Origin of the sequence: Deinococcus gobiensis I-0 (genome assembly GCF_000252445.1) — a bacterium.
Taxonomy (GTDB): domain Bacteria; phylum Deinococcota; class Deinococci; order Deinococcales; family Deinococcaceae; genus Deinococcus; species Deinococcus gobiensis.
In genome coordinates, this window is sequence record NC_017790.1 from 2,985,001 (window position 1) to 3,010,326 (window position 25,326).

23 protein-coding genes (1 of these 23 only partly in view) are annotated in these 25,326 nt (G+C 72.1%); 12 read left to right on the forward strand and 11 right to left on the reverse strand.

The window, feature by feature from the left end; genetic code table 11:
* Nucleotides 1-483, forward strand: partial view of a signal peptidase II gene (gene lspA, locus DGO_RS14285; protein ID WP_014686215.1) — the 3' portion only. 36 nt of this gene lie to the left of the window's left edge; 483 of the gene's 519 nt are visible here — the last part of the coding sequence; the start codon falls outside the window, past its left edge; it ends in the stop codon at nucleotides 481-483.
* Between the two features lie 73 nt (nucleotides 484-556).
* Here the strand turns inward: lspA and rpmB are convergent, their stop codons facing one another.
* Complete coding sequence (gene rpmB / locus DGO_RS14290; RefSeq protein ID WP_014686216.1) at nucleotides 557-772, reverse strand: 50S ribosomal protein L28; 216 nt, start codon at nucleotides 770-772, stop codon at nucleotides 557-559.
* Nucleotides 773-1,028: 256 nt separating this feature from the next.
* Nucleotides 1,029-1,298, reverse strand: coding sequence for a GlsB/YeaQ/YmgE family stress response membrane protein (locus DGO_RS14295; RefSeq protein WP_014686217.1), 270 nt, complete (start codon nucleotides 1,296-1,298; stop codon nucleotides 1,029-1,031).
* 423 nt (nucleotides 1,299-1,721) lie between these two features.
* Between DGO_RS14295 and thrB the strand changes: the two genes are divergently transcribed.
* Complete coding sequence (thrB, locus tag DGO_RS14300; protein WP_014686218.1) at nucleotides 1,722-2,633, forward strand: homoserine kinase; 912 nt, start codon at nucleotides 1,722-1,724, stop codon at nucleotides 2,631-2,633.
* A gap of 84 nt (nucleotides 2,634-2,717) precedes the next feature.
* Here the strand turns inward: thrB and DGO_RS14305 are convergent, their stop codons facing one another.
* On the reverse strand, nucleotides 2,718-4,958 hold the full coding sequence (locus DGO_RS14305) for an MMPL family transporter (RefSeq protein ID WP_043802613.1): 2,241 nt from the start codon (nucleotides 4,956-4,958) through the stop codon (nucleotides 2,718-2,720).
* Nucleotides 4,959-5,042: 84 nt separating this feature from the next.
* A complete protein-coding gene (locus DGO_RS14310) occupies nucleotides 5,043-7,019 on the reverse strand; it encodes a S9 family peptidase (protein ID WP_014686220.1) in 1,977 nt (658 codons plus the stop codon).
* A 282-nt stretch (nucleotides 7,020-7,301) separates the two neighbouring features.
* Here DGO_RS14310 and DGO_RS14315 point away from each other — a divergent pair, with 282 nt between their 5' ends.
* The 3 genes from DGO_RS14315 (at nucleotide 7,302) to DGO_RS14325 (ending at nucleotide 9,008) form a co-directional block, all read left to right on the forward strand.
* Nucleotides 7,302-7,493, forward strand: coding sequence for a hypothetical protein (locus DGO_RS14315; RefSeq protein WP_014686221.1), 192 nt, complete (start codon nucleotides 7,302-7,304; stop codon nucleotides 7,491-7,493).
* A gap of 76 nt (nucleotides 7,494-7,569) precedes the next feature.
* Nucleotides 7,570-8,685, forward strand: a complete 1,116-nt coding sequence (locus tag DGO_RS14320; RefSeq protein WP_043802617.1) for a M20 family metallopeptidase — start codon at nucleotides 7,570-7,572, stop codon at nucleotides 8,683-8,685.
* A 26-nt stretch (nucleotides 8,686-8,711) separates the two neighbouring features.
* The gene (locus DGO_RS14325; RefSeq protein WP_014686223.1) at nucleotides 8,712-9,008 is read left to right on the forward strand and encodes a hypothetical protein; all 297 of its coding nucleotides are present in this window, start codon (nucleotides 8,712-8,714) and stop codon (nucleotides 9,006-9,008) included.
* A gap of 19 nt (nucleotides 9,009-9,027) precedes the next feature.
* Here the strand turns inward: DGO_RS14325 and DGO_RS14330 are convergent, their stop codons facing one another.
* The gene (locus tag DGO_RS14330) at nucleotides 9,028-9,384 is read right to left on the reverse strand and encodes an ArsC/Spx/MgsR family protein (RefSeq protein ID WP_014686224.1); all 357 of its coding nucleotides are present in this window, start codon (nucleotides 9,382-9,384) and stop codon (nucleotides 9,028-9,030) included.
* 63 nt (nucleotides 9,385-9,447) lie between these two features.
* Here DGO_RS14330 and DGO_RS14335 point away from each other — a divergent pair, with 63 nt between their 5' ends.
* Complete coding sequence (locus DGO_RS14335; RefSeq protein WP_014686225.1) at nucleotides 9,448-10,347, forward strand: aminoglycoside phosphotransferase family protein; 900 nt, start codon at nucleotides 9,448-9,450, stop codon at nucleotides 10,345-10,347.
* 237 nt (nucleotides 10,348-10,584) lie between these two features.
* Entirely contained in the window at nucleotides 10,585-12,294 is a 1,710-nt protein-coding gene (hflX, locus tag DGO_RS14340) for a GTPase HflX (protein WP_014686227.1), read from the forward strand.
* 64 nt (nucleotides 12,295-12,358) lie between these two features.
* Here the strand turns inward: hflX and DGO_RS14345 are convergent, their stop codons facing one another.
* Nucleotides 12,359-13,063, reverse strand: a complete 705-nt coding sequence (locus tag DGO_RS14345) for an MBL fold metallo-hydrolase (protein ID WP_043802625.1) — start codon at nucleotides 13,061-13,063, stop codon at nucleotides 12,359-12,361.
* Nucleotides 13,064-13,153: 90 nt separating this feature from the next.
* Between DGO_RS14345 and DGO_RS14350 the strand changes: the two genes are divergently transcribed.
* Both DGO_RS14350 and DGO_RS14355 read left to right on the forward strand, forming a co-directional pair.
* Nucleotides 13,154-13,705 carry a TetR/AcrR family transcriptional regulator gene (locus tag DGO_RS14350; protein WP_043802629.1) on the forward strand — a complete coding sequence of 184 codons (552 nt, stop codon included), beginning with the start codon at nucleotides 13,154-13,156 and terminating at the stop codon, nucleotides 13,703-13,705.
* A 68-nt stretch (nucleotides 13,706-13,773) separates the two neighbouring features.
* Nucleotides 13,774-14,697 (forward strand): endonuclease/exonuclease/phosphatase family protein, encoded by a 924-nt coding sequence (locus DGO_RS14355; protein WP_014686230.1) that lies wholly within the window; start codon nucleotides 13,774-13,776, stop codon nucleotides 14,695-14,697.
* Nucleotides 14,698-14,722: 25 nt separating this feature from the next.
* Here the strand turns inward: DGO_RS14355 and DGO_RS14360 are convergent, their stop codons facing one another.
* The 5 genes from DGO_RS14360 to DGO_RS14380 all read right to left on the reverse strand — a co-directional run bounded on the left by DGO_RS14360 (nucleotide 14,723) and on the right by DGO_RS14380 (nucleotide 20,743).
* Nucleotides 14,723-14,992, reverse strand: a complete 270-nt coding sequence (locus DGO_RS14360) for a hypothetical protein (RefSeq protein WP_043802633.1) — start codon at nucleotides 14,990-14,992, stop codon at nucleotides 14,723-14,725.
* A gap of 10 nt (nucleotides 14,993-15,002) precedes the next feature.
* On the reverse strand, nucleotides 15,003-15,506 hold the full coding sequence (locus DGO_RS14365; RefSeq protein WP_043802636.1) for a flavin reductase family protein: 504 nt from the start codon (nucleotides 15,504-15,506) through the stop codon (nucleotides 15,003-15,005).
* A gap of 38 nt (nucleotides 15,507-15,544) precedes the next feature.
* Nucleotides 15,545-17,437: a family 10 glycosylhydrolase gene (locus DGO_RS14370; protein WP_083847309.1), complete on the reverse strand. Its 1,893-nt coding sequence runs from the start codon at nucleotides 17,435-17,437 to the stop codon at nucleotides 15,545-15,547.
* A gap of 55 nt (nucleotides 17,438-17,492) precedes the next feature.
* The gene (gene dnaX / locus DGO_RS14375; RefSeq protein ID WP_014686234.1) at nucleotides 17,493-19,856 is read right to left on the reverse strand and encodes a DNA polymerase III subunit gamma/tau; all 2,364 of its coding nucleotides are present in this window, start codon (nucleotides 19,854-19,856) and stop codon (nucleotides 17,493-17,495) included.
* A gap of 203 nt (nucleotides 19,857-20,059) precedes the next feature.
* On the reverse strand, nucleotides 20,060-20,743 hold the full coding sequence (locus tag DGO_RS14380; protein ID WP_014686235.1) for a GntR family transcriptional regulator: 684 nt from the start codon (nucleotides 20,741-20,743) through the stop codon (nucleotides 20,060-20,062).
* Between the two features lie 221 nt (nucleotides 20,744-20,964).
* Between DGO_RS14380 and DGO_RS14385 the strand changes: the two genes are divergently transcribed.
* The 3 genes from DGO_RS14385 to DGO_RS14395 all read left to right on the forward strand — a co-directional run bounded on the left by DGO_RS14385 (nucleotide 20,965) and on the right by DGO_RS14395 (nucleotide 25,307).
* A complete protein-coding gene (locus tag DGO_RS14385; protein WP_014686236.1) occupies nucleotides 20,965-22,443 on the forward strand; it encodes an NCS1 family nucleobase:cation symporter-1 in 1,479 nt (492 codons plus the stop codon).
* Nucleotides 22,444-22,547: 104 nt separating this feature from the next.
* A complete protein-coding gene (gene allB, locus DGO_RS14390) occupies nucleotides 22,548-23,915 on the forward strand; it encodes an allantoinase AllB (RefSeq protein WP_043802640.1) in 1,368 nt (455 codons plus the stop codon).
* Nucleotides 23,916-24,083: 168 nt separating this feature from the next.
* Nucleotides 24,084-25,307, forward strand: a complete 1,224-nt coding sequence (locus DGO_RS14395) for a CinA family nicotinamide mononucleotide deamidase-related protein (protein WP_014686238.1) — start codon at nucleotides 24,084-24,086, stop codon at nucleotides 25,305-25,307.
* The last annotated feature ends 19 nt before the right edge of the window (nucleotides 25,308-25,326 follow it).

Consider the following 25,326-nt stretch of genomic DNA (forward strand, 5'->3'; position numbering starts at 1 on the left):
TTCTGGGTCCTGCTTGCCATCGTCCTTGTCCTGGTCGGAGCCGATCAGGCCCTCAAGGCGTGGGCGCTGTCGAATCTGCGCCTCGGCCAGCCCGCCATTCCGGTGATTCCGGGTCTGCTGGACTGGGTGCTGACCTTCAATACGGGCGCGGCCTGGAGCATGTTCAGTGGCAGCGCGGCCCCCCTGGCCCTGGCACGGCTGCTGGTGGGCGCAGGCATCCTGGTGTACCTGTACCTGCGTCCCCAGCCCCGGCTGCTGAGCGTGCTGCTGAGCATGATCTCGGCCGGAGCCATCGGCAACGCCATCGACGGACTGCGGGCGGGGCGCGTGACCGATATGATCCACGCGCCCTTTCTGAGTGCCGTGACGCGGGCCATCAACGGCACCGACTTTCCCATCTTCAACGTGGCGGACATGTGCGTGGTGCTGGGCACGCTGCTCCTGCTGATCAGCAGCCTGCTGCCGGACCGCAAGAAGGCCTGAGTCCCTGCCTGCCCCACGTCACGAAAACAGCCCCCGGCCACGAAGGCTGGGGGCTGTCCTGTAGGGCTCCGCCTTAGACCAGGCTCTTGCGGCACTTGGTGCACACGCGCAGACGCAGGCTCACGCCGCCGCGCGCCACCGTCAGGGGCTGGAGGTTGGGCTTCTGGACCCGCTTGGTGATCCCGGTGGTCTTGCGACCCACGCCGCCGGCCGCGCGGGCCTTACCACGGCGCGTCACCGCGTTCACGACAATCGGCCCCTTACCGCACACTTCGCACACTTTCGCCATGTTCTTCTTCTCCTTCTTGAGTCTGGGCCGCCAGATGGTCCGGGGGCCGCGCCCGCTGGGATTCGCCCGCCCGGGTGGCTCTGGGCCGGAACCCGGGAGCCGCCGGTGGGTGTGGGGGCGTCTGCCGCGCCGGACCGGCGCAGACAAGCCTTCCGACTGTAGCACATCCGGGCGGCGAAACGGTGGCCCAGGCGCCCGCCGGACCACACGAAAAACCGGACGCCACATGGGCGCCCGGTCCGGAAAGGCCGTGGGCTTATCGCAGGACGCGCAGGGCCTTGAGGATGGCGATCAGCACGATGCTGCCCACCACACCCCACACGATGCTCAAGAAATTGAAGCCGCCGCCCGCCGCGTACGCGCCGCCGATCTGGAGCCAGTTGCCGAAGACGACCTGCGCGAGGAGGCTGCCCACGATGCCGATGAGGATGTTGGCGACCGCACCCTGCTGGGCGTCCGTCTTCATGATCATGCTTGCGAGCCAACCGACGAGTGCGCCAACCAGAATAGTGATGATCCAACCCATGATGTTTCCTCCTGTACTGTGATGGTTTTGTTCGGTCCTGTCGGCGCTTTCGCGCTTCCTGGCCGGTCTTGATGGAGGCAGCATGAGCCGGGCGCCCCCCCCTCAATGTTGGGCGGGCTACATTCTCAAGGGGGAGCGAAGGGCAGGTAAGGACCGGGGGGCATGGGCTTAAGGTGAGGCTCCGGGTAGCTGACCGGGACATTTATTCCTGACGCGTTTCTGTCGAAATCGCGGGCCGATTTGTCTCGGTCAGGACGCGTCCGGAGACAGGCGGCCCGCTACCATGACCGCAGACGCTCCCCTGAAGGTGACGTTTTCTGGAGGCCCCCACCCTATGCCCGACTGCCCTGTGTACCGACTGCCCACCGCCGCCGACCCGACCCGCCGGACCCCCGGACCGGGAGCCTGCGGCGGAGGCCGACCGTGACCGGGAGCTTCACGGTGCGCGCCCCGGCCAGCAGCGCCAACCTGGGGCCGGGTTTCGACAGCCTGGGGCTGAGCGTGCCACTGCATACCACCCTGCGCGTGACGCCGCAGGACGTGACCGAGGTCGTGCCGCTGGGGCCGGAGCTGGAAGGCACACCCGCCGACGAGAGCAACTACGTGTACCGGGCGATGCTGCTCGCGGCGCGGCGGGCCGGGCAGCCCCTACCCCCGGCGCGGGTGGAGATCTGGACGGACGTGCCGCTGGCCCGGGGTCTGGGAAGCAGCGCCGCCGCCCTGGTCGCGGGCATCGTGGCGGGCAACGAACTGCTGGGGCGGCCACTGACCGACGAGGTGGTGCTGGACGTGGCCGCCCGCGAGGAGGGCCACCCCGACAACGTGGCCCCGGCGCTGTTCGGGGGCATCGTGGTCGCCACGCTGGACAAGCTGGGCACCCACTACGTGCGGCTGGACCCCCCGGCGAACCTGGGCGTGACGGTGCTCGTCCCCGATTTCGAGCTCTCGACGAGCAAGGCGCGCGCCGTGCTGCCGCGCGAGTACAGCCGCGCCGACGCGGTCCACGCCCTGTCGCACGCCGCGCTGCTGGCCGCTGCGCTGGCCCAGGGCCGGCTGGACCTGCTGCGGCACGCCATGCAGGACTACATTCATCAGGTGTGGCGCGCGCCGCTGGTGCCGGGCCTGAGCGACATCCTGGAAAGCGCGCACGAGTACGGCGCGCTGGGCGCGGCCCTGAGCGGCGCGGGGCCGACCGTACTGTGCTTCCATGACACGCGTGGGTCCACCGCGCCGCTGCACGCCTACCTGAACGGCGTAATGGCCCGCAACGGGCTGACGGGCCGGGTCATGGACTTCGGGATCGACACGCGCGGAACCGTGGTCGAGCGGGACTGACGGGCGCGGGGCGGGGAGAGACGGCGAGGCGATGCAAAAGGGCCGGCGGAACTTTTCCCCGGCCCTTTTGCCCGTGCCCTCCCCTCAGTGTTCCAGGCGGACGTGCGGCAACCGGCGCCCCAGCCACGCGGGCAGCCACCAGTTCCAGTCGCCCGCCACCTTGAGGAAGCAGGGCACGAGGATGAGGCGCACGAGCGTGGCGTCGAGGACCACCGCGACCGCCAGCCCCAGGCCGATGCTCTTGGTGGCGACGACGCGGCCGATCATGAAGGCCGTGAAGACGATGAACATGATGATCGCCGCCGACGTGATGATGCGCGCCGTGTGGCCGACCGCCCGCACGACCGCCTCGTCGTTGCTGGCGCCCGCGAGGTACTCCTCCTGCACGCGCGAGAGCAGGAAAATCTCGTAGTCCATGCTCAAGCCGAACATCACCGCGAAGAGCAGCACCGGCAGCGAGGCGTCGAGTACGCCCACGTCCTGTGGGATGCCCAGCGGCCCGGCCAGGACACCACCCTGCACGATGAGGGTGACGACCCCGGCCGCCGCGCCCACCGTCAGGGCGTTGGCGAGCAGGCTCTTGAGGGGGATGAGCAGGCTGCGGAAGGCCAGCAGCAGCAGCACGAAGGTGCCCGCGAACACGGCCGCGACGATGGTCGGCAGCGTGTCGGTGATGGCCGCGCTGAACTCGCGCCCGCCGACCGGCGCTCCGCCCAGCAGGTAGCGGTAGCCGCTGGCGTCGAGTACCCCGCGCAGCCGGGCCTCGAAGGCGTCCACCCGGTCGGCACGCAGGTCGGTCGTGGGGATGACGGTCAGGCGCAGCAGCGTGCGGTCGGCGCTGAACGAGCGGCGGTTCAGGGCGCTCACGGCCCCCAGGGCGTCGGTGCCGCTTCCGGCCGCTGCCAGATCGGCCGGGGTCAGGAAGGGACTCAGGACGCCGCGCACGCCGCTCAGGGCCCGGAGCTGTTCGGTGACGGCCTGGAAGCGGGCGCGGTCCTGCGCGCCGTAGCGCCGGCCCTCCAGGTCCAGCACGACCTCGAACTGGCTCAGCAGCCCGCCCGCCCCGAGCGCGCGCACGTCCTGGAGGGCGTCGCGGCTCTCGACGCCGGGCGCCAGCCCCCAGGCCCCCGCGTAGCCGGTCCGCATCTGGAGGGCGGGGGCCGCGAGCACCAGCAGCAGCCCCGTGCCCAGCACCAGCCCGACCCAGGGCCGAGCGGTGACGCGCCGGGCGAAGGCGGTCCAGCCGGCCGAGGCCGCGCCGCTCTGCGCCCAGGTCTGGGCCCAGTTCAGGCGCAGGCGCCGGGGGCTGTTGACCCGCTCGCCCAGCAGCGCCAGCAGGGCGGGCAGCACGGTCACGCTCGCCAGCACCGTGAGCAGCACGGCCAGCACCCCCCCGATGCCGATGCTGCGCACGAAGGTCAGCGGCGGCACGATGAGGCCCGCCATCGCCACCGCGACCGTCAGGCCGCTGAAGGCCACGCTGCGCCCCGCCGTGCGCACGGTGCGCGCCGCCGCCGCGCGCGAATCGCCGTCGCGGGTCAGCTCCTCGCGGAAGCGGTTGACCGTGAGCAGGGCGTAGTCGATGCCCGCCCCCAGGCCCAGCATGGTGATCACACTCTGGGCGAAGGTACTGACCTCCATCACGCGGGTCAGGCCGTACAGCCCGGCCATCGCCACGGTGACGCTCAGGACGCTGGTCACCAGGGGCAGCCCGGCGGCCACCAGCGCCCCGAACACGAGCAGCAGCACCAGCCCGGTCAGCGGCAGGGCGGCGAACTCGCTGCGCTTGGTGTCGGCCTCGGCGTAGGTCGTGAAGTCGTCGGCGACGGCCTGCCCGCCGGTCACGCGCACGTCCAGCGCCGCCGACTCGGCCGAGCGCGCGTAGGCCCGAATCCGCGCCAGGGTCTCGGTCGCGCCGTCCAGCAGCGGAATCTGGGCGATGGTCAGGGCCAGGGTACCGTCCGCATTCCGGGTGGGCACGGCCGCGCCGGCCCCGGCAGCCGTATCGGCGGCCAGCACGCGGGTCACGCCCGGCACCGCCTCCAGCCCCCGTACGAAACGGTCGTAGGCCGCGCGGCCCTGCGCGGTGGTCAGCGGCGGGCTGCTGCGCGTGACGAGCACGGCCGTGTTCGTATCGCGCTCGCCGAAGCGGTCTTGCAGCAGGGCGGTGACCCGCGCGCTCTCCGAATTGACGAGGCGACCGGGGTCGGCACTCAGGGCCGGGGGCGCGCGCAGGGCGAAGGGCAGGCTGGCGAGCGCGGCCAGCACCCACACGAGCAGCACCAGCCAGGGCCGGCGCGAGACGAGGTTGGCGAACAGGGACACGCCCGCGACTCTAGCGGGGAAGGGAGGACGGGGTCTTACGGCAGGTGCTGGCCGGACCCCTCCCCCCACATCCTCCTGACAGCCTTACAGCCAGCGCTCCAGCCAGCCGAGGTATTCCTCCAGGCGCTTGAGCCGCCGGTCCGGGCGCCCCGAGCGCGACAGTTCGTGGTCCTCGCCGGGAAAGCGCACGAAGCGGGTCGGCACGCCGTTCAGGGTCAGGGCCGCGTACCACTGCTCGGCCTGCTCGACCGGGCAGCGGTGGTCGAGGACCGAGTGGACGATGAGGGTGGGCGTCGTGACGTTCTCGACGTATTGCAGCGGCGAGAGGTCCCAGAGTCTGGCGGCGTCGGCGCGGCGGGCGAAATTCAGGCCCAGCTCGTCCACCCAGAAGCGCAGCCCGATGTCGGAGGTACCCCCGAAGGAGATCAGGTTGCAGATGCTGCGGTCGGTGATGGCGGCCTGGAAGCGGTCCGTGTGCGCGGTGATCCAGTTCGTCATGAAGCCGCCGTAGCTGCCCCCCATGACGGCGGTCCTGGCCGGGTCCAGGGCCGGCACCGTCTCCAGGCAGCGGTCGAAGAAGGCCAGCAGGTCGTCCTGGTCCACCGTGCCCCAGCGGCCGTGGATGGCGTCCACCCAGGCCTGCCCGTAGCCGACGCTGCCGCGCGGGTTGCTGTAGCACACGCCGTAGCCCCGCGCCGCGAGCAGCTGGAACTCGTGCGTGAAACCGTAACCGTAGTCGGTGTGCGGCCCGCCGTGGATATTCAGCAGGGCGGGCACCTGTTGCCCCTCGGCCAGCTCGCCGGGCAGCAGCACCCAGCCCTCGCCCTCGCCCAGTTCGTTCGTGAAAGTCACGCGCTGGGGGGAAAGGGCCGCGAAGGGCAGGTCGGCGTTGAGGTCGGTCACGGGCATCCCGTTCAGCTCCACCTCGGGGAAGCGGGTGGCCGACTCGCGGATGAGGGCCACGCCGCCCGAGGACGCCGTGAAGGCCGAGATCACGCCCTGGGGGTCGTGGTCGTGCGCGTGGACCTGCCCCCCCACCGTCGCTGTGAACAGGCCCACGCTGCCGCGCACCGTGCTCGTGAACAGCAGCGTGTCGCCGTCGAGCCATACCGGCTTCTCGGGCAGGGCGCCCACGTGGCAGTCGCCGCCCACCGCGCCGCCGACCGGGTGGTCGTGGCCCTCGTCGAGCCGCGTGACCTCGTTTCCGGGCCCGATCAGGTACAGGTGCACGTTCTCGGTGTTGCCCTTGCCGCTCGGGCGGCCCACCACCGCGAAGCGTTCGCCGTCCGGGTGCGGAATGACCGTCTGGAGGGCGGCGTCCCAGGCCGTGAGCTGCGTGACGCGGCCCTCCAGGTCCAGGCGGTAGACCTCGTTGCGCCACTCGTAGGCGGCGCGCTCGTCGGTGCTCGACACGAACAGCACCCCGCCCGAGTCGGGCAGCCAGGCGTAGGCTCCCGGCTCGATTTCGGGCGCGTGCCACTCGCTCAGCTCGCCGGTCGCCAGTTCGTAGCGCCACAGCCGCGCGGGCGATTCGGGCAGCCAGTCGCGGCCGTTGAAGCGGTAGCGCGGGCGGGTGATGACGCGGGCCTCGCCGCGCTCGTCACGCTTGTCCTGCTCGTCGCCGCCACTGAAAAAGGCGATGAAGCGCCCGTCCGGGCTCCACTGCACGTTCTGCACACCCTGAAGGAAATGCGTGACCCGCCGCGCCTCACCCCCGGCGAGCGGTAGGAGCATCAGCGCGCCCTTGACCTCGCCCGCCGTGCGCACGAAGGCCAGCGTCTGCCCGTCGGGCGACCAGCGCGGCGAGCTGTCGCCCCGGCCCGCTTCGCCGTGCGTGAGCGGCCGCGCCTCGCCCCCGGCCCCGGCCAGCCACAGGTGCGAGCGGTAGCGCGGCCGGGCGAAATCGGCGTCGGGCTTACGCGGCTCCTCCTCCTCGACCCGCGAGAGGACGTAGGCGACCTGCCGCCCGTCCGGGCTGAGCTGCGGGTCGGACGGAAAACGCAGGGCCAGCAGCGAGTCGGGACCGGGCCGGGGGCCGTCCTTCTGAGCAGTGGAAGTCATGTGCCCCAGTCAAGCACGGCGCAGGCCCCGAGACAGCGTCCAGGCGCTGACCCGCCGTCCAGCACGCGGAAGTTAAATCCCGGCTCAATGCCGATGGAGACTTCTCTCCCATTCCTCGCATCTCCGAAGCTTACGCTGGTCTTACCAAGTTTTCCTGGTCCGTCCCGGGTCGGAGTCCGCTCCGTGCCGGTGCATGCACAATCCGTCGGGTGTCCCTGCGGGGCCACTCCAACGCTTCGTCCCCTCGTTCCGCCTTCTTTCTCTCCCAACAGGAGGTCTGTCATGCAAGAACTGTCCTGCACCTGGGTTCCCGGCACCATCGACGTCGTGCGGCTGCGCCTGGGCACACGCAATATCGAACTGACCAGCACCCGCCTGGGCCGCATCTTCGGCTCGCAGGCCCTCAACGACCTGTACCTCAAGGGCCGCGTGGTCCTGCGCGCCAACCCCCAGCAGATCGACCTGCTGGCCTGAGCTTCCCCTCGCCACGTCTCGTCTGCCGCCGCCGGGCCCGCCCTGGCGGCGGCGTCTCATGGCCCCTGGGGGTAGCATGCGCGGCATGACTGCCGACTCTGCCCGGCCCGACCTCGCGGCCATGCTGCGCGACCTGCGCGCCCTGGTCGAGATCGAGTCGCCCTCGACCGACCCCGTGGCCATCTCGCGCGTGATGGGCGTGGCCGAACACTGGGCGCGCGACCTCGGGGCCGTGACGCACGCCCTGCCCGGCGGCACGCGGGTCTTCGACTTCGGGGTGGGCGAGGGACCGTATCTGCTGGCCCTGACCCACGCCGATACCGTGTGGCCGCACGGCACGCTGGAGACCATGCCCTGGCGCCAGGAGGACGAGCGGCTGTACGGCCCCGGCACCTACGACATGAAGGCGGGCATCGTGGGCCTGTTCCACGCCCTGCGGGCGCTGGGCGGCGCGTGGCCGGAAGGCGGCCTGCGCATCCTGATCTCGCCCGACGAGGAGACGGGCAGCGACAGCAGCCGCCTTCATATCGAGGCGGCGGCCCGGCGGGCGCGCGCCGTGCTGGTGGTCGAGCCGCCAGTGGCCGACAGCCATAACCTCAAGACCGGGCGCAAGGGGACGGGCGACTTCACGCTGCACCTGCGCGGGGTGTCCAGCCATGCGGGCAACCGCCCGACCGACGGCGCGAGTGCCGTGACGGCCGCCGCCGAGGCCGTGCTGGCGGTGCAGGCCCTCGCCCGCCCCGAGGTGGGCACCACGGTCAGCGCCGGGCGCATCGCGGGCGGGGGGGCTGTGAACGTGATTCCGGCCGAGTGCCGCGTGGACTTCGACCTGCGCGTCTCGACCCTGGCCGAGGCCGAGCGCGTCACGGCGGCCATCCAGGCCTGGCGGCCGAGCGACCCGCGCGTCACCGTGGAAGTCACGGGCGGCCTGAACCGCCCCCCCTTCGAGCAGGGCCCCGACACCCTCGCCCTGTTCGGGCAGGCGCGGGCGCTGGCCGCCGAGCTGGGCTTCGAGATCGGGCACGAGGTCGTGGGGGGCGGCAGCGACGGCAACTTCACGGCGCCCCTCGCGCCGACCCTCGACGGCCTGGGCGCGCCGGGTGACGGCGCCCACGCCGCGCACGAGCATGTGCGGCTCGACCGCTGGCCCGACCACGTGCGGCTGCTGACGCGGCTGCTCCAGACGCTCTGACTTCCCCCACCGGAGGCCCCGCCCCTATGTTCAACCTGTTTCGCCGCCCCGCGCCCAACCTCTACGTCAAGCAGGACGACCCGCAGACCTACCGCGTGAGGGTCCGCACCCGTGCCCACGGCGAGGTGGTCGAGTTCCGCTTCACCAAGGGGGCCCATATCGGCATCGACGACGACGGCAACCACATGTTCCGCAAGCCGGTGGTTTCGCCGCAGCACTTCGACCGGGGCGAGCTGCTCGTGCAGTTCGACAAGAAGTACAACGTGACCGGCGTGAGCGGCGAGGGCGTGGACTTCGTGCCCATGAGCGAGTGGGAAGACTGAGCCCCCTTCGCGGGGTTTCTCAGTCCTCCAGCATCTGTGCCCAGCCGGCCGGGTCCTCGCCTACCGTCAGGACCTTGCCGGCGCGCACCAGCGGCAGCTTCAGCAGTTCGGGCGTCTCGATGATGCGGGCAATGACGCTTTCCTCGGTGGTGCGCAGGTAGGCCAGGTTGCTGCGCTCGTAGGCCTTGCCCTCCAGGTCAAGCAGGGCGTTCAGGCCGAACTTCTGCACGAAGCGGGTCAGCTCTCCCTTGGCGATGGGCCGCTCGTTCAGGTCCACGAAATGGATCTTGACGCGGCGCTCCTTGAAAAACCGCTCGGCGGCGCGCGTTTCCTTGCTCTTTTTCGTTCCGAAGACCTGGGGCTGCACCTCTGCCATACCCCGGATTCTATAGGCCACCTGGCGCGTGTCCCTGCCCCTACGCCCCTCTAGACTCGGCCCATGACCCCGGGCCGGATGCATGAGGGCGAGCAGGAGACGAGCAGCGACCTCGTGCGCCGCCTGCTCGCCGCGCAGTTTCCGCAGTGGACCGGCGAGGCGGTGCGCCCCCTGACCTCCTGGGGCACCGACCACGCCCTGTACCGGGTGGGAGACGGCCTGCTGGCCCGCTTGCCCCGCATCGGCTGGGCGGTGGGGCAGGTGGAACGCGACCTGACGTGGCTGCCCCGGCTGACCCCAGCTCTGCCGCTGGAGACGCCGCAGCCGCTCGCGCTGGGCGGCCCCGGCGAGGGCTATCCCTGGCCCTGGGGTATCTACCGCTGGCTGCCGGGCAAGACGGCGACCCTGGCCGGCGTGCAGGGCGACGTGACCCTGGCCGGGGGGCTCGCGGCCTTCGTGCTGGCTCTGCGTGCCACTGACCTGGCCGGACTGCCCCGCGCCGAGGCCCCCGAACGGACGCTGCCGGACCTCGGCCCCCCTGTGCGCCGCGCCCTGGCGCAGTCGGCCGACCTCCTGCCGCCCGAGACCTGGCGCCGGGCCGCCGAGGTCTGGGAACGGGCACAGGCGCTGCCAGGCTGGAGCGCCACTCCGGTTGTGGTCCACGGCGACCTGCACGCCAACAACCTGCTGCTGCGGGAGGGCCGGCTGGCCGCCGTACTGGACTTCGGCCTGCGGCTCGACGACCCGGCGGTGGACCTCATGCCCGCCTGGAACACTTTCGGCGAGCAGGCGCGGGCAGCCTACCTGCGCGCCCTGGCCCCCGACGACGCGACTCGGGCGCGGGGCCGCGCGCTGGCGCTCGCCAAGGCGCTGCTGGCCCTGCCGTACTACTGGCGCACCAACCCCGAGATTGTGGAGCGCGCCCTCTTCACGCTCGGTCAGGTGACGGCCGAGCACCCCTAGGCCACCCGGCCGATGTGTCTGCCGCGCCGCCTCCCCTACCCTGGGGGCACGATGATCAAGAACATCAAGTAAAGACACACGGTCGCGTCAGCCCCGAAGTTTTAGAATAGGGGCAATGACAGAGGCGTGTCTTCCCTCTCCGCGCGGACACGGTTCCGGGCGGGCTGGACGGCGTGCCGAGTGCTCTCTACCCTGCGACACCCTCCCCTTCAAAGGAAGTGAAGTTCTATAGATAAAGTGCATGGCAACCTTTCGGGCCTGCGCCCGGCCCAGCTCAAGTCGCTGGGTAACCTGTACCGCCGCCGCATCGAGCCCGGCCGCGTCGGCTCGCCGGAGCTGGCGCGCAACCTCGCCGAACTGTCGAACGACGTACGGCGCGAGGTCAGTGTCCTGATCGACCGCCGGGGCCGCGTGATCTCGGTCAGCGTGGCCGACGCCAAGGCCGCCGAACTGCCCGAGGTGCGCCAGGGCGAGAACCGGCTGGCGGGCTTCCACCTGCTGCACGCCCACCCGCGCGGCGGTGCGCTGAGCAAGGGCGACCTCTCGACCCTGTTCCTCAAGCGTCTGGACGCCGTGTCGGCCATCGAGGTGCGCAACGAGGGCCAGCCCGGCCTCGTGCACACGGCGCACCTGACCCCACCCGGCACGGTCGGCGAGGAAGAAGACTGGCGCATCCTGCCGCCCGTGCCCGCCTTCCAGATCGACGAGTTCGACCTGGGCGCGCAGGTCTCGGCGCTCGAGGAGGAAATCGCCCGCGCCGCGAGCACCCGCGAGGCCAAGAAGGACCGCGAGCGCGCGCTGCTGGTCCAGATCGACCAGGGCGAATTCGACGCCGAGGAGCGCCTGGAGGAACTGGGCGAACTGGCCCGCACCGCCGGGGCCGAGGTCGTCTACAAGGAACTCATCTACCGCCGCAACCTCAAGCCCGGCACGCTGGTCGGGGCGGGCAAGCTCGAAGAACTCACCGGCCGCGCCTACCACCTCGACGCCGACCTGCTCATCTTCGGGCAGGAACTCGGGCCGGCCCAGGCGCGCGAGATCGAGGCGGCCACCGGCCTCAAGGTCATCGACCGCACGCAGCTCATCCTGGACATCTTCGCGCTGCACGCGCAGGGCGTCGAGTCGCGCCTGCAGGTCGAGTTGGCGCAGCTGCGCTACATGAAACCCCGGCTGCTGGGCGCGGGCGCGGCCCTGTCGCGCATCGGGGGCGGCGGGGGCAGTGCGGGCGGCGGGGCCATCGGCACGCGCGGCCCCGGCGAAACCAAGCTGGAGCTCGACCGCCGCCGCATCAACGACCGCCTCGCCTTCCTGGAAAAGCAACTGGAGGGCGTGGCCCAGCGCCGCGAGGAACGCCGCAAGAGCCGCGAGCGCAACGACGTGCCGGTCGTCTCCATCGTGGGGTACACCAACGCGGGCAAGTCCACGCTGCTCAACGCCTTCACCCACGCCGCCGAGGAACCCCGGCGCGTGCTGGCCGAGAACAAGCTGTTCGCCACGCTGCGCCCCACCAGCCGCCAGGGCTACCTGGAGGGCATCGGGCCGGTCGTGCTGACCGACACCGTGGGCTTCATCCGCGACCTGCCCAAGGACCTCACGCGGGCCTTCCGCTCGACGCTGGAGGAGATCGGGGACGCCGACGTGCTGCTGCATGTGGTGGACGCCGCCGGCCCCGGCGCCGACACGCGCCTGGACGCCGTGAACCGCATTCTGGAGGAGCTGGGCTTCGTGGACATGCCCACCGTCGTCGCGCTGAACAAGGCCGACGCCGCCGACCCGGAGACGCTGGCCCGCGAACGCGAGCGCACCGAGGGCATTCCGGTCAGTGCCCTGCGCAACATCGGCCTGGCCGACCTGAAAGAAGCCCTGGCCGACGCCATCGGGCAGGTGCAGCGCCAGGAACTCGCCCGGCAGGAAGAGGTGCGCGCACTCGCCGCCGAGTGGCACTGACCCCGGTCAGACGATAAGAGGGGAGCATAGGCCTCCCCTCTTTCTTTGCCTCACCGGGCGCGGCTCAGCCCTGTACCCCTCCGGCACGGGTCACGGCACGCCGCATCGCCGCTTCCGGGTCTTCCACGACCCGGCCGTGGCCGGGCACGAGCCGCGTGGGGTGCAGGTCGGCCAGCGCCTGGGCACTGTGCAGGGCGGTGGGCGCGTGCCAGGTGGCGAAGGCGGTCAGCGGAAACAGCCCCCGGCGGTCACTGCATACCCGGACGCCCGCCACGGTCTGAAAGGCGTCGCCGCACAGCAGGGTGCCGTCGCGCGTGTCCAGCAGCGCGGCGTGCCCCGGCGTGTGGCCCGGCGCCGGCACGACCCGCAGGTGCCCGACCCGGTCGGTGCCGTCCAGGCGCAGCAGCCGGGTGGGCGCCGTCTTCGCGCCGCGTAGCCCGCCCCGCAGCGGCGTCTGCGGTTCCCCGGGGTCGAGGCCCAGGTCGCCGCGCAGCAGCCGGGCATCGCGCCCCGAGATCAGGACCTCGGCCTCCGGCAGCGCCGCGTGCAGGGCGTCCAGGCTGCCCACATGGTCGTCGTGGGCGTGGGTCAGCACGACGCGCCGGATGGGTGCGCCCAGATCGGCGGCGGCTTTCAGGAGGGCCGGGGCCGATCCCGGGATGCCGGTGTCCACGAGGGTGAAGCCGTCGTCCTCGCGTACCAGGGCGCTGTTCATGAGGCCGAGGCGGGTGAGCAGGTGCAGAAACTGGCCGTGCCGCGTGATTCGCATCAGGGTCTCCCTCAAGACGAAACTCGTTCGTCTTTATGGCGAACACCGTACGCCTTCAGATATATGAAGTCAAGACGTACAGTGTTCGCTATGCCTTACCCAGCCAAACTCACGCCCGATGCCATCGCCACGCAGGCCCGCGTTCTGCTGGAGGGGGGCGGCCCCGAGGCACTGAACATGCGGCCCCTGGCCGACGCACTGGGGGTGCGGCCCAGCAGTCTGTACCGCCACTACGCCGACCGCGCGGCCCTGCTCTCGGCCCTGACGGAGATCGCGGCGCGGGAACTGCGCGCGGCGATGGCCGGGGCGGCGGCCGGACTGAACCCGCAGGCCGGGCTGCTGGCGATGGCCGGGGCCTACCATGCCTACGCCCGCGCCCATCCCCACCTCTACGCGCTGCTGCTGGACCCGGCGCGGCCCTACGCCCCGGCCGGGCCCCTCAAGGACCTCTGGAATACCGTGCTGGAACAGGTCAGCGCCGTCACCGGACGGCCGGACGACACTGGGGCGACCGTCGCCGTCTGGGCCTTTCTCCACGGCCACACCCTGCTGTTCCTGGGCGGTCAGTTCGGGCCCAGTGGCGACCAGGGGGGGTTCCGGCGCGGCCTGGAGGCGCTGGTCCGCGGGCTGCTGACCGCCTGAACGGGCCGGCACCGCACAGGCGGTCGCCGGGGCTTTTTTCTCACCCAAATGTGACAGGCTGCCCGGCGATGCCGCGTTCCCGTCTCGCCTGGGCCTACCTGATCGGGGTCGTCCTGATCTGGGCGCTGGGCGAATGGGTGGGTGAGCGGACCGTCTACACGCTGCTGCTCGCATATACGCCGCCGCTGGTCTGGCTGCTGCCCGCTCCGCTCGTCCTGGCCTGGTGCCTGTGGCGCCGCCGCCGCCTGGGACCGGCGCTGCTGGGCGCGCTGCTGGCCGCCTGGGGCGCGGGACTGTTCCACTGGAATTTCCAGCGCGGCGGCGACCTGCGGGTGCTGACCTACAACGTGCGCAGCGGCACGCAGACCACCCCCGAGCGGCTGGCCGGGGCCATCAACGCGGCGGACGCCGACCTCGTCCTGCTTCAGGAAGCCAACTTCGCGCGGCCCGAATTCCACGCGCAGCTCGTGTCGCTGCTGCCCGGCTACAGCGTGACGCGCGCCGCCGAGGTCACGACCCTCAGCCGCCTGCCCCTTCAGGACGTGCAGCGCTACGACCTGCCCCTGAACCGCCGCGAGGTCCTGCTGACCCGCGTGAGCTGGCAGGGCGAGCCGCTGAATGTGGTCAACGCGCATCTGGGTACGGTCATGCTCTCCAGCCTGCTCTCGGGCGACCTGGAACGGGTGCGCCACACCCGCAACGCGCGCGCGGCCCAGGTCCAGGTGCTGCTGGACCTCGCGGCGCGCGCCCAGGGCCCGCTGCTGCTGGGCGGCGACCTGAACACCCCGCCGCGCGGACAGGTCTACCGGCAGCTGCGCGCCGCCTATGGGCCCGACGCCCATGGCCGCGCCGGACGGGGACCGGGCTGGACCTTTCCCAGCCTCAAACTGCGCATCGACCACCAGATGAGCCGCGAACTGCGCGCCGTGCGCACACGGGTCCTGCCGGACGCGGGCAGCGACCACCTGCCCCTGTTGGTGGAATACCGCTAGGACGGGGCCTTCTCCCGGCCCTCCCCTACTTCGGGGTCAGCGCCCCGATCATCGCCCAGGTGATCAGGGCCGCGACCAGCAGCCCCAGGGCCACGAACCAGCCGGGCGCCCGGCCCCCGTTCACCGCGTTGGCGGCGGTCCAGGCCAGGCGCAGGTTGACCAGCGCGAAGACCAGCAAAAAGGCGTCCAGGGCGTCTACGCTGCGGCCCCCGCCCAGCGCCAGGGGATAGGACACGGCCAGCGTCAGTCCGGCCAGCAGCAGCGCGACGAGCAGTTGCAGGGCGTAGGCGGGCACGCGCCGCGCCTCAGCCCAGCTCGTGGTATTGACCCCGGAAGTACAGCAGGGGATCGTCGTCGGTGTAGCGGCTGTACTCGACGTGGCCCAGCACCAGGGTGTGGTCGCCCGCCCCGATCAGGCGTTCCTTGCGGCATACGAGCTGCGCGACCGTCCCGCCGATCAGGGGCAGGCCCTCGTGCTCGAACCAGGGCACCTGCTCCTCCGGCCCCGGCTTGCCCGCGAAATGCGTGCTGAGATGGCGCTGGTTGGCTCCCAGGATATTGACCCCGAAATGCGTGACCGCATCGTCGCTCAGCAGCGAGAGCATGTGCGCGCGGTGGTCCACGCTGACCAGGATCAGCGGAGGCGTGAGGCTCACCGACACGAAGGCGTTGGCGGTCATGCCCCGGCGCTCGTCGCCGCTCCGGGCCGTGATGACGGTCACGCCGCTGGCGAAGCGCCCCAGCGTCTCGCGGAACTCGGTCGGCGTCAGGCTGGGGCCGGGCTGGCCCTCCTTGTGGGGGTCGGTCATGGCCGGAGTCTAGCGGCCCGGACCGGTCCCCCGCCCGCCTAGCGCCGCAGCGGGGCGACGTCGCGCGCGAGCAGGTCGGGCAGACGCGCCACGCCGCGCGCAGGCACGGTGTCGCTCCAGCGCTGGCCACTGACCCGGACCTCGGTCTTGCCGGCCGGCAGCGTCAGGAACCCGTAGTAGCCGCTTCCGTCGGTCAGGCCCGTGGCGACCAGCTTGCCGCCCTGCCAGGCCTCAACCACGCGCCCGCCGGGCTGCGCGGTCCCCACGACCCGGCCCATCAGGCCGCGCAGGCTGGGCGGTTCGGCCGTCCAGCGCAGCGGCGCGGCGAGCGGCTCGCCCTTGGCGCGCAGCGCGGTGCCCACGCTCTCCAGGCCCTGCGCGGTCGTCTGCTGGCCGGCGATGACGCCGGGGGTCGGGCTGCGGTAGGAGTAGCCCACCCAGCCCAGGCCGGCCCCCACGCTGCGCGACGCCTGCGCGGCCGTGACGGCCGGCGAGTTGAGGTACATGGCCGTGCCCACCGCCAGGGGGGCCAGCACGCCGTCGGCGCGGGTGCGCACGCTGGCCGCATAGCTGTTCCAGCCGTCGAACCACGCGCCCTGGTCGGCCACGCCGTCGCGCTTGTAGTTCATGGGCACGTTCAGGTCGATGAGGCCCTCGCGCACCCAGGTCGGCCAGTCCTGAAGCACGTCGGTGTAGGGCCGCGAGCGCCGGAAGGCCGAGGGGTCGGTGATGCGGGGGGCCGGGCCGTAGGTGATGGTCGCCGCGCTCATCCAGGCGGTCGGGCGCACGCTCTTGACCTCTAGGGCGATGCGGCGCACCAGGGCCGTGACCTGCTCGCGCTTCCAGGCCTGCCACGCGGGGTCGCCGGGAATGGGCGTCCCCTTCGCGCCGGTCTCGGCGGCGTAGCGCGCGACCGTCTTGGGATCGTAACCCCACGCGCCGCCGTCGGGATAGCGGATGCGGTCGAGCTGCACGCCGTCCACATCGTAGTTGCGCACCAGACTGGTGACGCTGTTGACCATGAAGTCGGCGGCCTCGGGAATCCCCGCGTCGAGCCAGCCGTCGCTGCCCTCCTGCCAGGTGCCGTCGGGGCGGCGGGCCAGCCAGGAGTTCTTGCCCGAATCCGGGCCGTGCGTGCGCATGACGTGCAGGGGGCTCGTGTTGGGCGCGGCGGTGTTGGCGACACCCGTCACGCTGGCCCAGGCGATGACCCGCAGGCCGCGCGCGTGCCCGAGCCGCACGGCGATGGCGAGCGGATCGAAGTTCTTTTCCAGGTCGGGGTCGGTCGCCAGCGGCAGCCCGCTCTTCATGCACAGGCAGTCGCCACGCCGGATGGCCTGCACGAACAGAGTATTCACGCCGAGCTTCACGGCCTCGTCCACCATCTGCGCCACCTGCGCGCGGGTCTTGAGGCCCGGGCCGAAGGCGTCCACCCACAGGCCACGCACGGTCACGGGGTCCGGGGCCGTGGGCGAGGTCGGCGCGGCCGGCTTAGGCGCGGCCGGCACCGGGGTCACGGGCACAGGAGTCACGGGCATAGGAGTCACGGGCACAGGAGTCACAGGCACGGGGGTGACCGGAACAGGCGTCGCAGGGACGGCCGGCACCGGCTCCGGGGCCACGGTGGGCGGCGTCACCGGAATGTCGGACGGGGAGGTCGCCGGCAGCGCCGTCCCCGAAGAGGACACCGGGCTGCCGGACGGCGCGGCGCTGCCACCGCTGCCCGTATCGGCCCCACCGCCGTCGCCCGGCACCGCAGGGTCGGCGGGGGCAGGGGCCGGCGTGGCCGAATCGGCCGGAGGCGTGGTGGCCGGGGGCGTCGTCACCGGGGCCGCGGCGTCCGGCGGCAGGGCCACCTGGGCAGGAGCCGGCAGCGCCAGCGCGAGGGTCAGGGCCAGAAGGAGAGCGCGGCGCGGCAGGGCGGGAGTCATACGTTAGGGTCCAGGCTAGCGCACCGGCATGAGGGCCACACGAAACGCGGCCCGTTCAGGCCTCGGCCGTGTCCTCGTCGCCGCCCGCCGGCTCCGCGACCTCGGCCTGCACGCGGCGGTTCTTGCCGATCTCGCGCACGCGGCCCGAAAAGCGGCCCTTGATGTCCTCGTACATGGGGTGCGCGCGGATATCGCCGGGGCGGGCAGGAGCCGCCGTCTGGGCCACGGTCTGTGGCTGGGCCGCAGGCTGCGGGGCCGGGCGGGGCGCGGGGCGCGGGGCCGACAGCTCGGCGAAGGGAGCGCCGCTCAGGTCAGGCACCCCGCTGCCGCCCTCGTCGTAGGCCACCGGACCGCCCAGGTCTCCCCAGTCGGGCTCCTCGGTGATCGGTTCGGCGAGGTACAGCTCGCGTTCGCGCGCAGCGTCGGCCGGCGGCATGCGGTCGCCGCCCTGGGCGTCGGCGGGGGCGGGCGGCCCATCGGCGACATGCTCCTCCTCCCAGGGCGCGGGGGCCGGACGGGGCAACGGGGCCGGGGCCACGTCGTCGGGACTGGGCGGAGGCACGCGGCCCTGCACGCCCGCCGGACGCGGCGGCGGCGTCTGGGCCGGGGCGGCGGCGCGCGGCGGGTCCATCGTCGCCACGCTGGCGGGCCGGGTGGCCGGGCGCGGCGGCGGCGTACCCGGCGCCCCCGAAACCGGGCCAGTGCTGGCCGGCGTCACCGCCGGAGCCGTTTCCAGCGGCTCGAAGCTCGGGCCCCGGCTGCTTCGGCGCGGCACCGGGTCGAAATCGGGAATCTCGGCGGCCGTTTGCGGCTGGGCGGCGCGGACCGGGGGCGTGCGGGGCGGCTCGGGTGGGGCGGGGCGCGGCACAGGAGCCGACCCCGCGCCCCCGCCTGGGCCGCCCCCGGCCCCCTGGCGGCGGCCCAGGCCCTCGGGGGCGATCAGCTCGAAGGTCACCGGCCCGAAGACGGCCCGCACCAGCCGCAGCACCTCGTCGAATTTGGTGGCGACCTGCTTGGCATGGAAGACGTTCTTCTCGTCGTAACTCAGGCTCACGTAGCCGGGTTCGGCGTGGCGGCGCGCAGGCTTGAGAAAGGCCCGGAGCTGCATGCTCGCCTGCCGCACCACGTCGTCCCAGTGGCCCTGGAGCGCGGCGGGCGCGGCAACCTGGGCCACCTCGGCCTCGGGCAGGGCGCGCGCGGCGGGCGACTCGCGGCGCGGCGCGGCCACGGGCGCGGCGGCCTGGGCCTGGGCAGCGGCGCGCGGGGTTTCCCGCAGCGTCGCCAGTTCCTTTTCCAGCCGGTTCAGGCGGGCGGCCAGGTCGGCGGGTAGGCCGGCCGCACTGGCCGGGGCGCTCGCGGCCGTCGCCGGTCCCTCGGTGGCGAGCAGGGCGTGGGTCAGGGCCAGTTCGAGGCTCAGGCCGTCGGCCGAGCGGGCAAAGCGCGAGACCTGTTCGTCGAGGGCTGCCTGCAACTTCAGCAGCCGGGGTACGTCCGCCCCTTCCAGCCGGGCCTCGCCGGCCTGGTCCGCCCCGCCGATGCCCAGTTCGGCGTGCAGGGCCATCCCGAAGGCCCCCACCAGCCCCTCGACCACCGTGCGCGCCGCGAAGCCGTCGCGGTAGAGCTGCGCCGCACCCTGGAGCGCCGTGCCCGCGTCGCCCAGCACGAGCGCCGAGGCGACCGCGCGCACCCGCTCGCCGGGGGGCAGGCCCAGCGCCTCCTCGACCGCCGCGCGCGTGACCGCCGTACCCGCCGCGAGCATCCGCTCCAGCAGGCTCTCGCCGTCGCGCATGGCCCCGTCGGCGAGGCGGCCGATGAGCGCCAGGGCGTCGGGGTCAGCCCGCAGACCCTCAGTCTGGGCCAGCCCCGCCAGCTTGCCGGCGATCTCCTCGGGCGTCAGGCGCCGGAAACGGTAATGCTGACAGCGCGAGAGGATCGTCGGAATGATCTTCTCGGGCTCGGTCGTCGCCAGAATGAAGATGACGTGGCCGGGCGGCTCCTCCAGCGTCTTGAGAAGGGCGTTGAAGGCCGCCCGCGACATCATGTGGGCCTCGTCGAGGATGTAGATCTTCTTGCCACCGCGCATGGCCGCCAACCCGACCTTCTCGCGGAGGTCGCGCACGTCGTCCACGCTGTTGTTGCTCGCCGCATCGATTTCCATCACGTCGGGGTGAGCGCCGGCCCGCACGGCCAGGCAGCTCTCGCACTCGCCGCAGGGCTTGGGACCCCCGCTCTGGCAGTTGGCCGTCATGGCGATGAGGCGCGCGGTGGTCGTCTTGCCCACGCCGCGCGGCCCCGAGAACAGGTAGGCGTGGCCCACCCGCCCCTGTTCGAGGGCGGCGCGCAGCACGTCCTTGACATGTTCCTGCCCGACCACGTCCTCCCAGCGGATGGGCCGGGCGCGCTGGTAGATGGCGCTCACAGGCGGTCCCCGGGGTGCGGGAGGCGGGAGGCCGGCCGCGAACAGGACCACCTGCGAAGAGGTGTTTTTTGTCCTGCCCACTGCCTTTTTCCCACAGGTCCCGTCATGCGGCCCAGTCTAGAGGCCCGGGCAAAGGCGCGCGGTGAGGCAGGTGGGGATGTGCCGGCGAAGGTCGCCCGCGCCTCCCCCTCTGCGCCCCCGGCTCAGTCGGCCGCCAGCAGCGAGAGCCCCAGCGCCGTGCCCAGGTCCACCTTGCGCTGGCGGGCGGGGCGCGGGCCCAGCCGGGCCTCGATGCCGCGCAGGTGGGCGTCCATCAGGGGCACCACGCCCTCCTCGTCGCCGCGTTCCAGGGCGCGCAGCAGCCCGGCGTGGTCCTGCTCGCGGCAGGTGTCGGGGGCCGAGCGGCCGTACAGCGCCAGCGCCAGCGAACTCTGCACGATCAGTTCGGCCAGGAAGGCGGTCAGGAGGGTGTTGCCGCCGATGCGCGCCACCGACAGGTGGAACTCGCCCGAGAGCCGGATGGCGCGGGGCGCGTCCCCGGCGGCCAATGCGGCGTGCTCCTGCGCCAGCGTCTCCCGCAGCGCCGCGAGGTCGCCGGCGGCCGCGCGCGTGCAGGCCAGGCGCGCCGTCTCGGCCTCGACCGTGCGCCGCGCATGAAAGATGTCGGCCACGTCGGCGGGCTCGGGGGCGTAGACGCGCGCGCCCGCGTTGCGCCGCAGCTCGACGTATTTCTTCTCGCCCAGGCGCAGCAGGACCCGGCGCACCGTCTCGCGGCTCACGCCGAAGAGCCCCGCGAGCTGGTGCTCGGGCAGGCGCGTGCCGGGCGGAAGCTGCTGCTCGCCCAGCGCCCGGATCAGACAGTCGTAGATGCTCTGGTCGTTCCACATACCGCGCCGACATTGTCCCACAGGGGGTCTTTCGGAGGCCTGATCAGGCCGATGGTTCACACCGGGCCATCTCGAACGCTTCGAGCTGAAGTTTTTTGCAATTTGTCTAAGTTTTTGCGAACGTTTTAAAATCTGCCCTTGAAATTGTGCACAATCTATCCTTACACTTTTTTCAGACGGCACGCCGGGAGCAGGCGGGCCAGCATTTCCCGGAGGGACGTATGAGCCACGGAGCCGGAGCCACCACCTTCGAACGCCGCCCCGAGTACAGCGACCGCCTCTACAACGAGGACCTCGCGCCGCTGCGGCCCCAGACCTGGAACTGGTACAACATCTTCGCCTTCTGGATGAGCGACGTGCACTCGGTCGGCGGCTACGTCTTCGCGGGGAGCCTCTTCGCGCTGGGCATCGGCCCGCTGCCGGTGCTGATCTCGCTGCTGGCCGGCATATTGATCGTGAACCTGTTCGCCAATCTGGTCGCCAAACCCAGCCAGATGACCGGCGTGCCCTACCCCGTCATCAGCCGCCTGTCTTTCGGGGTGCTGGGGGCCAACGTGCCCGCCATCATCCGGGGGCTGATCGCGGTCGCGTGGTACGGCATCCAGACCTATCTGGCGTCCTCGGCGCTGGTGCTCGTGCTGCTGCGCTTCTTTCCCGACCTTCAGCCGCTGGCGCAGAACAGTTTCCTGGGCCTCTCGACGCTGGGCTGGGCGGGCTTCCTGACCATGTGGGTATTGCAGGCCGTCGTGTTCTGGTTCGGCATGAACGCCATCAAGAAATTCATCGACTTCGCCGGCCCAGCCGTGTACGTCGTGATGTTCGCGCTGGCCGCCTACATCTTCATCCGCGCCGGGGGCAAGGTGAACCTGAATCTGGGCGAGGTGAAATACACCGGGGCGGCCGTGCTGTTCCCGATGCTCACGGCGGTCGCCCTGGTGGTGTCGTACTTCAGCGGCCCCATGCTGAACTTCGGGGACTTCTCGCGCTACGGCCAGAACTTCGCGGCGGTCAAGCGCGGCAACTTCTGGGGCCTGCCGGTCAACTTCCTGCTGTTCAGTCTGGTGACGGTGATCACGACCTCGGGCACGCTGCCGGTCTTCGGCAAGCTCATCACGGATCCCATCGAGACGGTCGCCCTCATCGACAACTCGTTCGCGGTGGTGCTGGGGGCCTTCACCTTCGTCACGGCGACCATCGGCATCAACATCGTCGCCAACTTCGTCTCGCCCGCCTTCGACTTCTCCAACGTGGCGCCCAAGCACATCTCCTGGCGCACCGGGGGCTTCATCGCGGCCGCAGCGTCGGTGTTCATCACGCCCTGGAACCTGTTCAACAACCCCGGCGTCATCCACCTGACCCTGGATACGCTCGCCGCCTTCATCGGGCCGCTGTTCGGCATCCTGCTCGTGGACTTCTACCTCGTCAAGCGCCAGCAGATCGACCTCGACAGCCTGTACGTGGCCGGGCCACAGAGCCGCTACTGGTACCAGGGCGGCTGGAACCTCTCGGCGGTGTGGGCGCTCGTGCCGGCCGTGCTCATGGGCCTCGCCATCAACTTCGTCCCGGCGCTCAAGGGCCTGGCGAACTTCGCGTGGTTCACGGGCGTGCTGCTGGGCGGCGTCTTCTACTACGCCCTGAGCGCCCGCGAGCGCCTCGCCAACCTGGGCGGCGCGCCGATCACCCCAGCCGTGGGCGACTGAATACGGCACCGTCGTGGCGGCGCGGGCATAAGCTCCCGCGTCGCCCTTTTCTGCCTACTGTGGAGGCGCGATGTTAATGGAGACGCAGTGTTGAAGGAGACGCAGTGCTGGACCTGAAGATCGAAGGGGCGCGGGTGGCCCTCCCCGGCGGCCTGCAGGAGGCGGTAGTGGGGGTGGAGGGCGGCCAGATCGTGGCCGTGGAGGCGCAGCTGGGGGCCGCGAAACGCACCGTGGACGCGCGCGGCCTGCTGCTGCTGCCCGGGGTGGTGGACCCTCATGTCCATTTCAGTGAGCCGGGGCGCGGCCACTGGGAGGGCTGGGCGCACGGCAGCCGCGCCGCCGCCGCCGGGGGCGTGACCACCGTGGTCGAGATGCCCCTGAACGCCATTCCGGCGACCGTGGACGTGGACGCCCTGCGCCTGAAGGTCGCGGCGGCGAGCGCCGGGTCGCGGGTGGACTACGCGCTGTGGGGCGGCCTGATGGACGACAACCGCGCCGAGCTGCCGGGGCTGCACGCGGCCGGGGTGTGCGGCTTCAAGGCCTTCATGCTGGAAATCGACGACGGCAGCTTCCGGCACGCGCCCGACCATGTCCTGTACTCCGGCATGGGCACGCTGGCGGGGCTGGGGGCACGCCTGGCGGTCCACGCCGAGAACAGCGCCCTGATCCACGGCCTGTCGCGCGACCTGCGGGCGCGGGGCCGCCATGACCCGGCGGCGTGGCTCGAAGCCCACCCGCCCGTCTCCGAGCTGGAAGCGGTCCAGCGGGCACTGCTGTTCGCGCGCGACACCGGCTGCGCGCTGCACCTCGTCCACCTCAGCCTGCCCGAGTCGCTGGCCGCAGCGGCGGCGGCCCGGGCGGCGGGTCAGGACGTGACCACCGAGGTCTGTGCCCACCACCTGACCCTGACCGACGGGGACTTCCTGCGGCTGGGCGCGGTCGCCAAGTGTGCGCCGCCGCTGCGCGACCCCGGGCGGGTCGAGGGGCTGTGGGCGGCGGTGCAGGCCGGCACGGTGGACTGCCTCGCCAGCGACCACTCGCCCGCGCCAATGGCCGACAAGGCCGGCGACGACATCTGGCGGGCCTGGGGGGGCATCAACGGCCTCCAGCTCACGCTGCCGCTGCTGCTCGACGAGGGCACGCGCCGGGGCGTGGACGTGGCCCGGCTGTCGCGCCTGCTCTCGGGCAACCCGGCCCGGCTCGCGGGGCTGGGGGACCGCAAGGGCCGGGTCGCGCCGGGCTTCGACGCCGACCTCGTGCTCGTGCGCCCGGACGCGCCCTGGACCCTGCGCGCCGATCATCTGCACTCGCGTCATCCCTGGTCGCCCTTTCTGGGCCGCCGGTTCTCACACCGCGTCGAGACGGTCTGGCGGCGCGGCGAGCGGCTGGTGGAGGGCGGGAACCTCCTGCCCGGCGTGGCCGGCGGCCTGTGGCAGCGGCCCGGACAGCCGGCCGGGACGCCCATCGCCTGAGCGCGGCGCGCTGGAACATCCATCCTTGCGGGGCGTCCCGCCGCCGGCCATCCGGACCCGCCACTCTGCACCTGTGCACCCCCCAGGATCACCCGCCGACCCGTACACTCGGCGGGTGAAAGCTCTGGCGTTTTATTCAGTTTTGACCTATACTTCCTTGAGGTTGTTATGCTTCTAGCAGAAATCATCAGCGTAGGCACGGAACTGCTGTTCGGCGAGATCGTCGACAGCAACGCCGCCTTTCTGGCCCGCGAACTGGGGGCCCGGGGCGTCAACCTGCACCGCAAGACGGTCCTGGGGGACAACCTCGGCCGCGTGACGGACGCCGTGCGGCTGGCCCTGTCGCGCGCCGACCTCGTGCTGGTGGGCGGGGGCCTGGGACCGACCGACGACGACCTCAGCCGCGAGGCCATCGCCGCCGCGCTGGGCGAGACGCCCGCCGAGGACCCCGGGCTGATCGCGTGGCTCGAGGGCCTGTATTCCGCGCGCGGCCGCGTCATGCCGCAGATCAACCGCAAGCAGGCCTGGCTCATTCCCTCGGCCGAGGCGCTGCCCAACCCGGTCGGCACCGCGCCGGGCTGGTTCGTGCGCCTGACGGGCGAGGGGGGCCGGCCGCAGTACGTGGTCGCCATGCCCGGCCCGCCCCGCGAGATGAACCAGATGTGGCGCGAGCAGGTCGTGCCCCGGCTGCCGCTGCCCGATCAGGCGCTGTACGCCGTGACCGTGCACACCCAGGGCCTCGGCGAGAGCGACGTGGCCGAGCGTCTGGGCGCCCTGACCCGCCAGGCCAACCCCAGCGTGGCGACCTATTTCCGCAAGACGGGCGTGGACGTCCGCGTGGCGGCGAGCGCCCCGAGCGAGGGCGAGGCCCGCGCGCTGGCCCAGCCGGTGCTCGAAGGCGTGCGCGCCGACCTGGCCCGCTGGACCTGGGGCGAGGACGACGACACCCTGGCCGGGGCCGTGGGCAAGCTGCTCGGGGGCCGCACCCTGGGGGTCATCGAGGCGGGGAGTGCGGGCATGCTCAGCACCCTGCTGGCCGACGAGGCGGGCTTTCACGACGCCGCCGTCACGACCGACCACGCCCGCCTGATCACCCTGGGCCTGACGCCGGTCACGCTGCGCGACGCCGGGCTGGTCAGCGAGGGGGCCGCCCGCGAGCTCGCCGCCGGGGCGCGCGAGCACCTCGCCTCCGACGTGGGCCTGAGCGTGGTCGTGAACACGCGCGGCGAGAACGCCGGGCAGGCCTTCGTGGCCGTGGATGTGGAAGGCCGCAGCAAGACCGCCCGCATCGACTGGGGCGGCGCCCCCGACCAGGTACGTGAGCGCGCCGCCGTCGCCGCCCTGGCACTGGCCTACCGCGCCCTGCGCCCGGCCGCCGAGGAATCCCTATGACTCCGGGAGGTCCAGCCGG

Coding starts and splice junctions, on each gene's coding strand:
- DGO_RS14315 (WP_014686221.1), top strand. CDS start 7,302: ATGCAAGAACTGTCCTGCACCTGGGTTCCCGGCACCATCGACGTCGTG.
- DGO_RS14335 (WP_014686225.1), top strand. CDS start 9,448: ATGACCCCGGGCCGGATGCATGAGGGCGAGCAGGAGACGAGCAGCGAC.
- DGO_RS14330 (WP_014686224.1), bottom strand. CDS start 9,384: ATGGCAGAGGTGCAGCCCCAGGTCTTCGGAACGAAAAAGAGCAAGGAA.
- DGO_RS14310 (WP_014686220.1), bottom strand. CDS start 7,019: ATGACTTCCACTGCTCAGAAGGACGGCCCCCGGCCCGGTCCCGACTCG.
- DGO_RS14345 (WP_043802625.1), bottom strand. CDS start 13,063: ATGCGAATCACGCGGCACGGCCAGTTTCTGCACCTGCTCACCCGCCTC.
- DGO_RS14395 (WP_014686238.1), top strand. CDS start 24,084: ATGCTTCTAGCAGAAATCATCAGCGTAGGCACGGAACTGCTGTTCGGC.
- DGO_RS14380 (WP_014686235.1), bottom strand. CDS start 20,743: ATGTGGAACGACCAGAGCATCTACGACTGTCTGATCCGGGCGCTGGGC.
- DGO_RS14320 (WP_043802617.1), top strand. CDS start 7,570: ATGCGCGGCATGACTGCCGACTCTGCCCGGCCCGACCTCGCGGCCATG.
- DGO_RS14370 (WP_083847309.1), bottom strand. CDS start 17,437: ATGACTCCCGCCCTGCCGCGCCGCGCTCTCCTTCTGGCCCTGACCCTC.
- DGO_RS14385 (WP_014686236.1), top strand. CDS start 20,965: ATGAGCCACGGAGCCGGAGCCACCACCTTCGAACGCCGCCCCGAGTAC.
- DGO_RS14325 (WP_014686223.1), top strand. CDS start 8,712: ATGTTCAACCTGTTTCGCCGCCCCGCGCCCAACCTCTACGTCAAGCAG.
- DGO_RS14355 (WP_014686230.1), top strand. CDS start 13,774: ATGCCGCGTTCCCGTCTCGCCTGGGCCTACCTGATCGGGGTCGTCCTG.
- DGO_RS14350 (WP_043802629.1), top strand. CDS start 13,154: ATGCCTTACCCAGCCAAACTCACGCCCGATGCCATCGCCACGCAGGCC.
- DGO_RS14365 (WP_043802636.1), bottom strand. CDS start 15,506: ATGACCGACCCCCACAAGGAGGGCCAGCCCGGCCCCAGCCTGACGCCG.
- DGO_RS14295 (WP_014686217.1), bottom strand. CDS start 1,298: ATGGGTTGGATCATCACTATTCTGGTTGGCGCACTCGTCGGTTGGCTC.
- rpmB (WP_014686216.1), bottom strand. CDS start 772: ATGGCGAAAGTGTGCGAAGTGTGCGGTAAGGGGCCGATTGTCGTGAAC.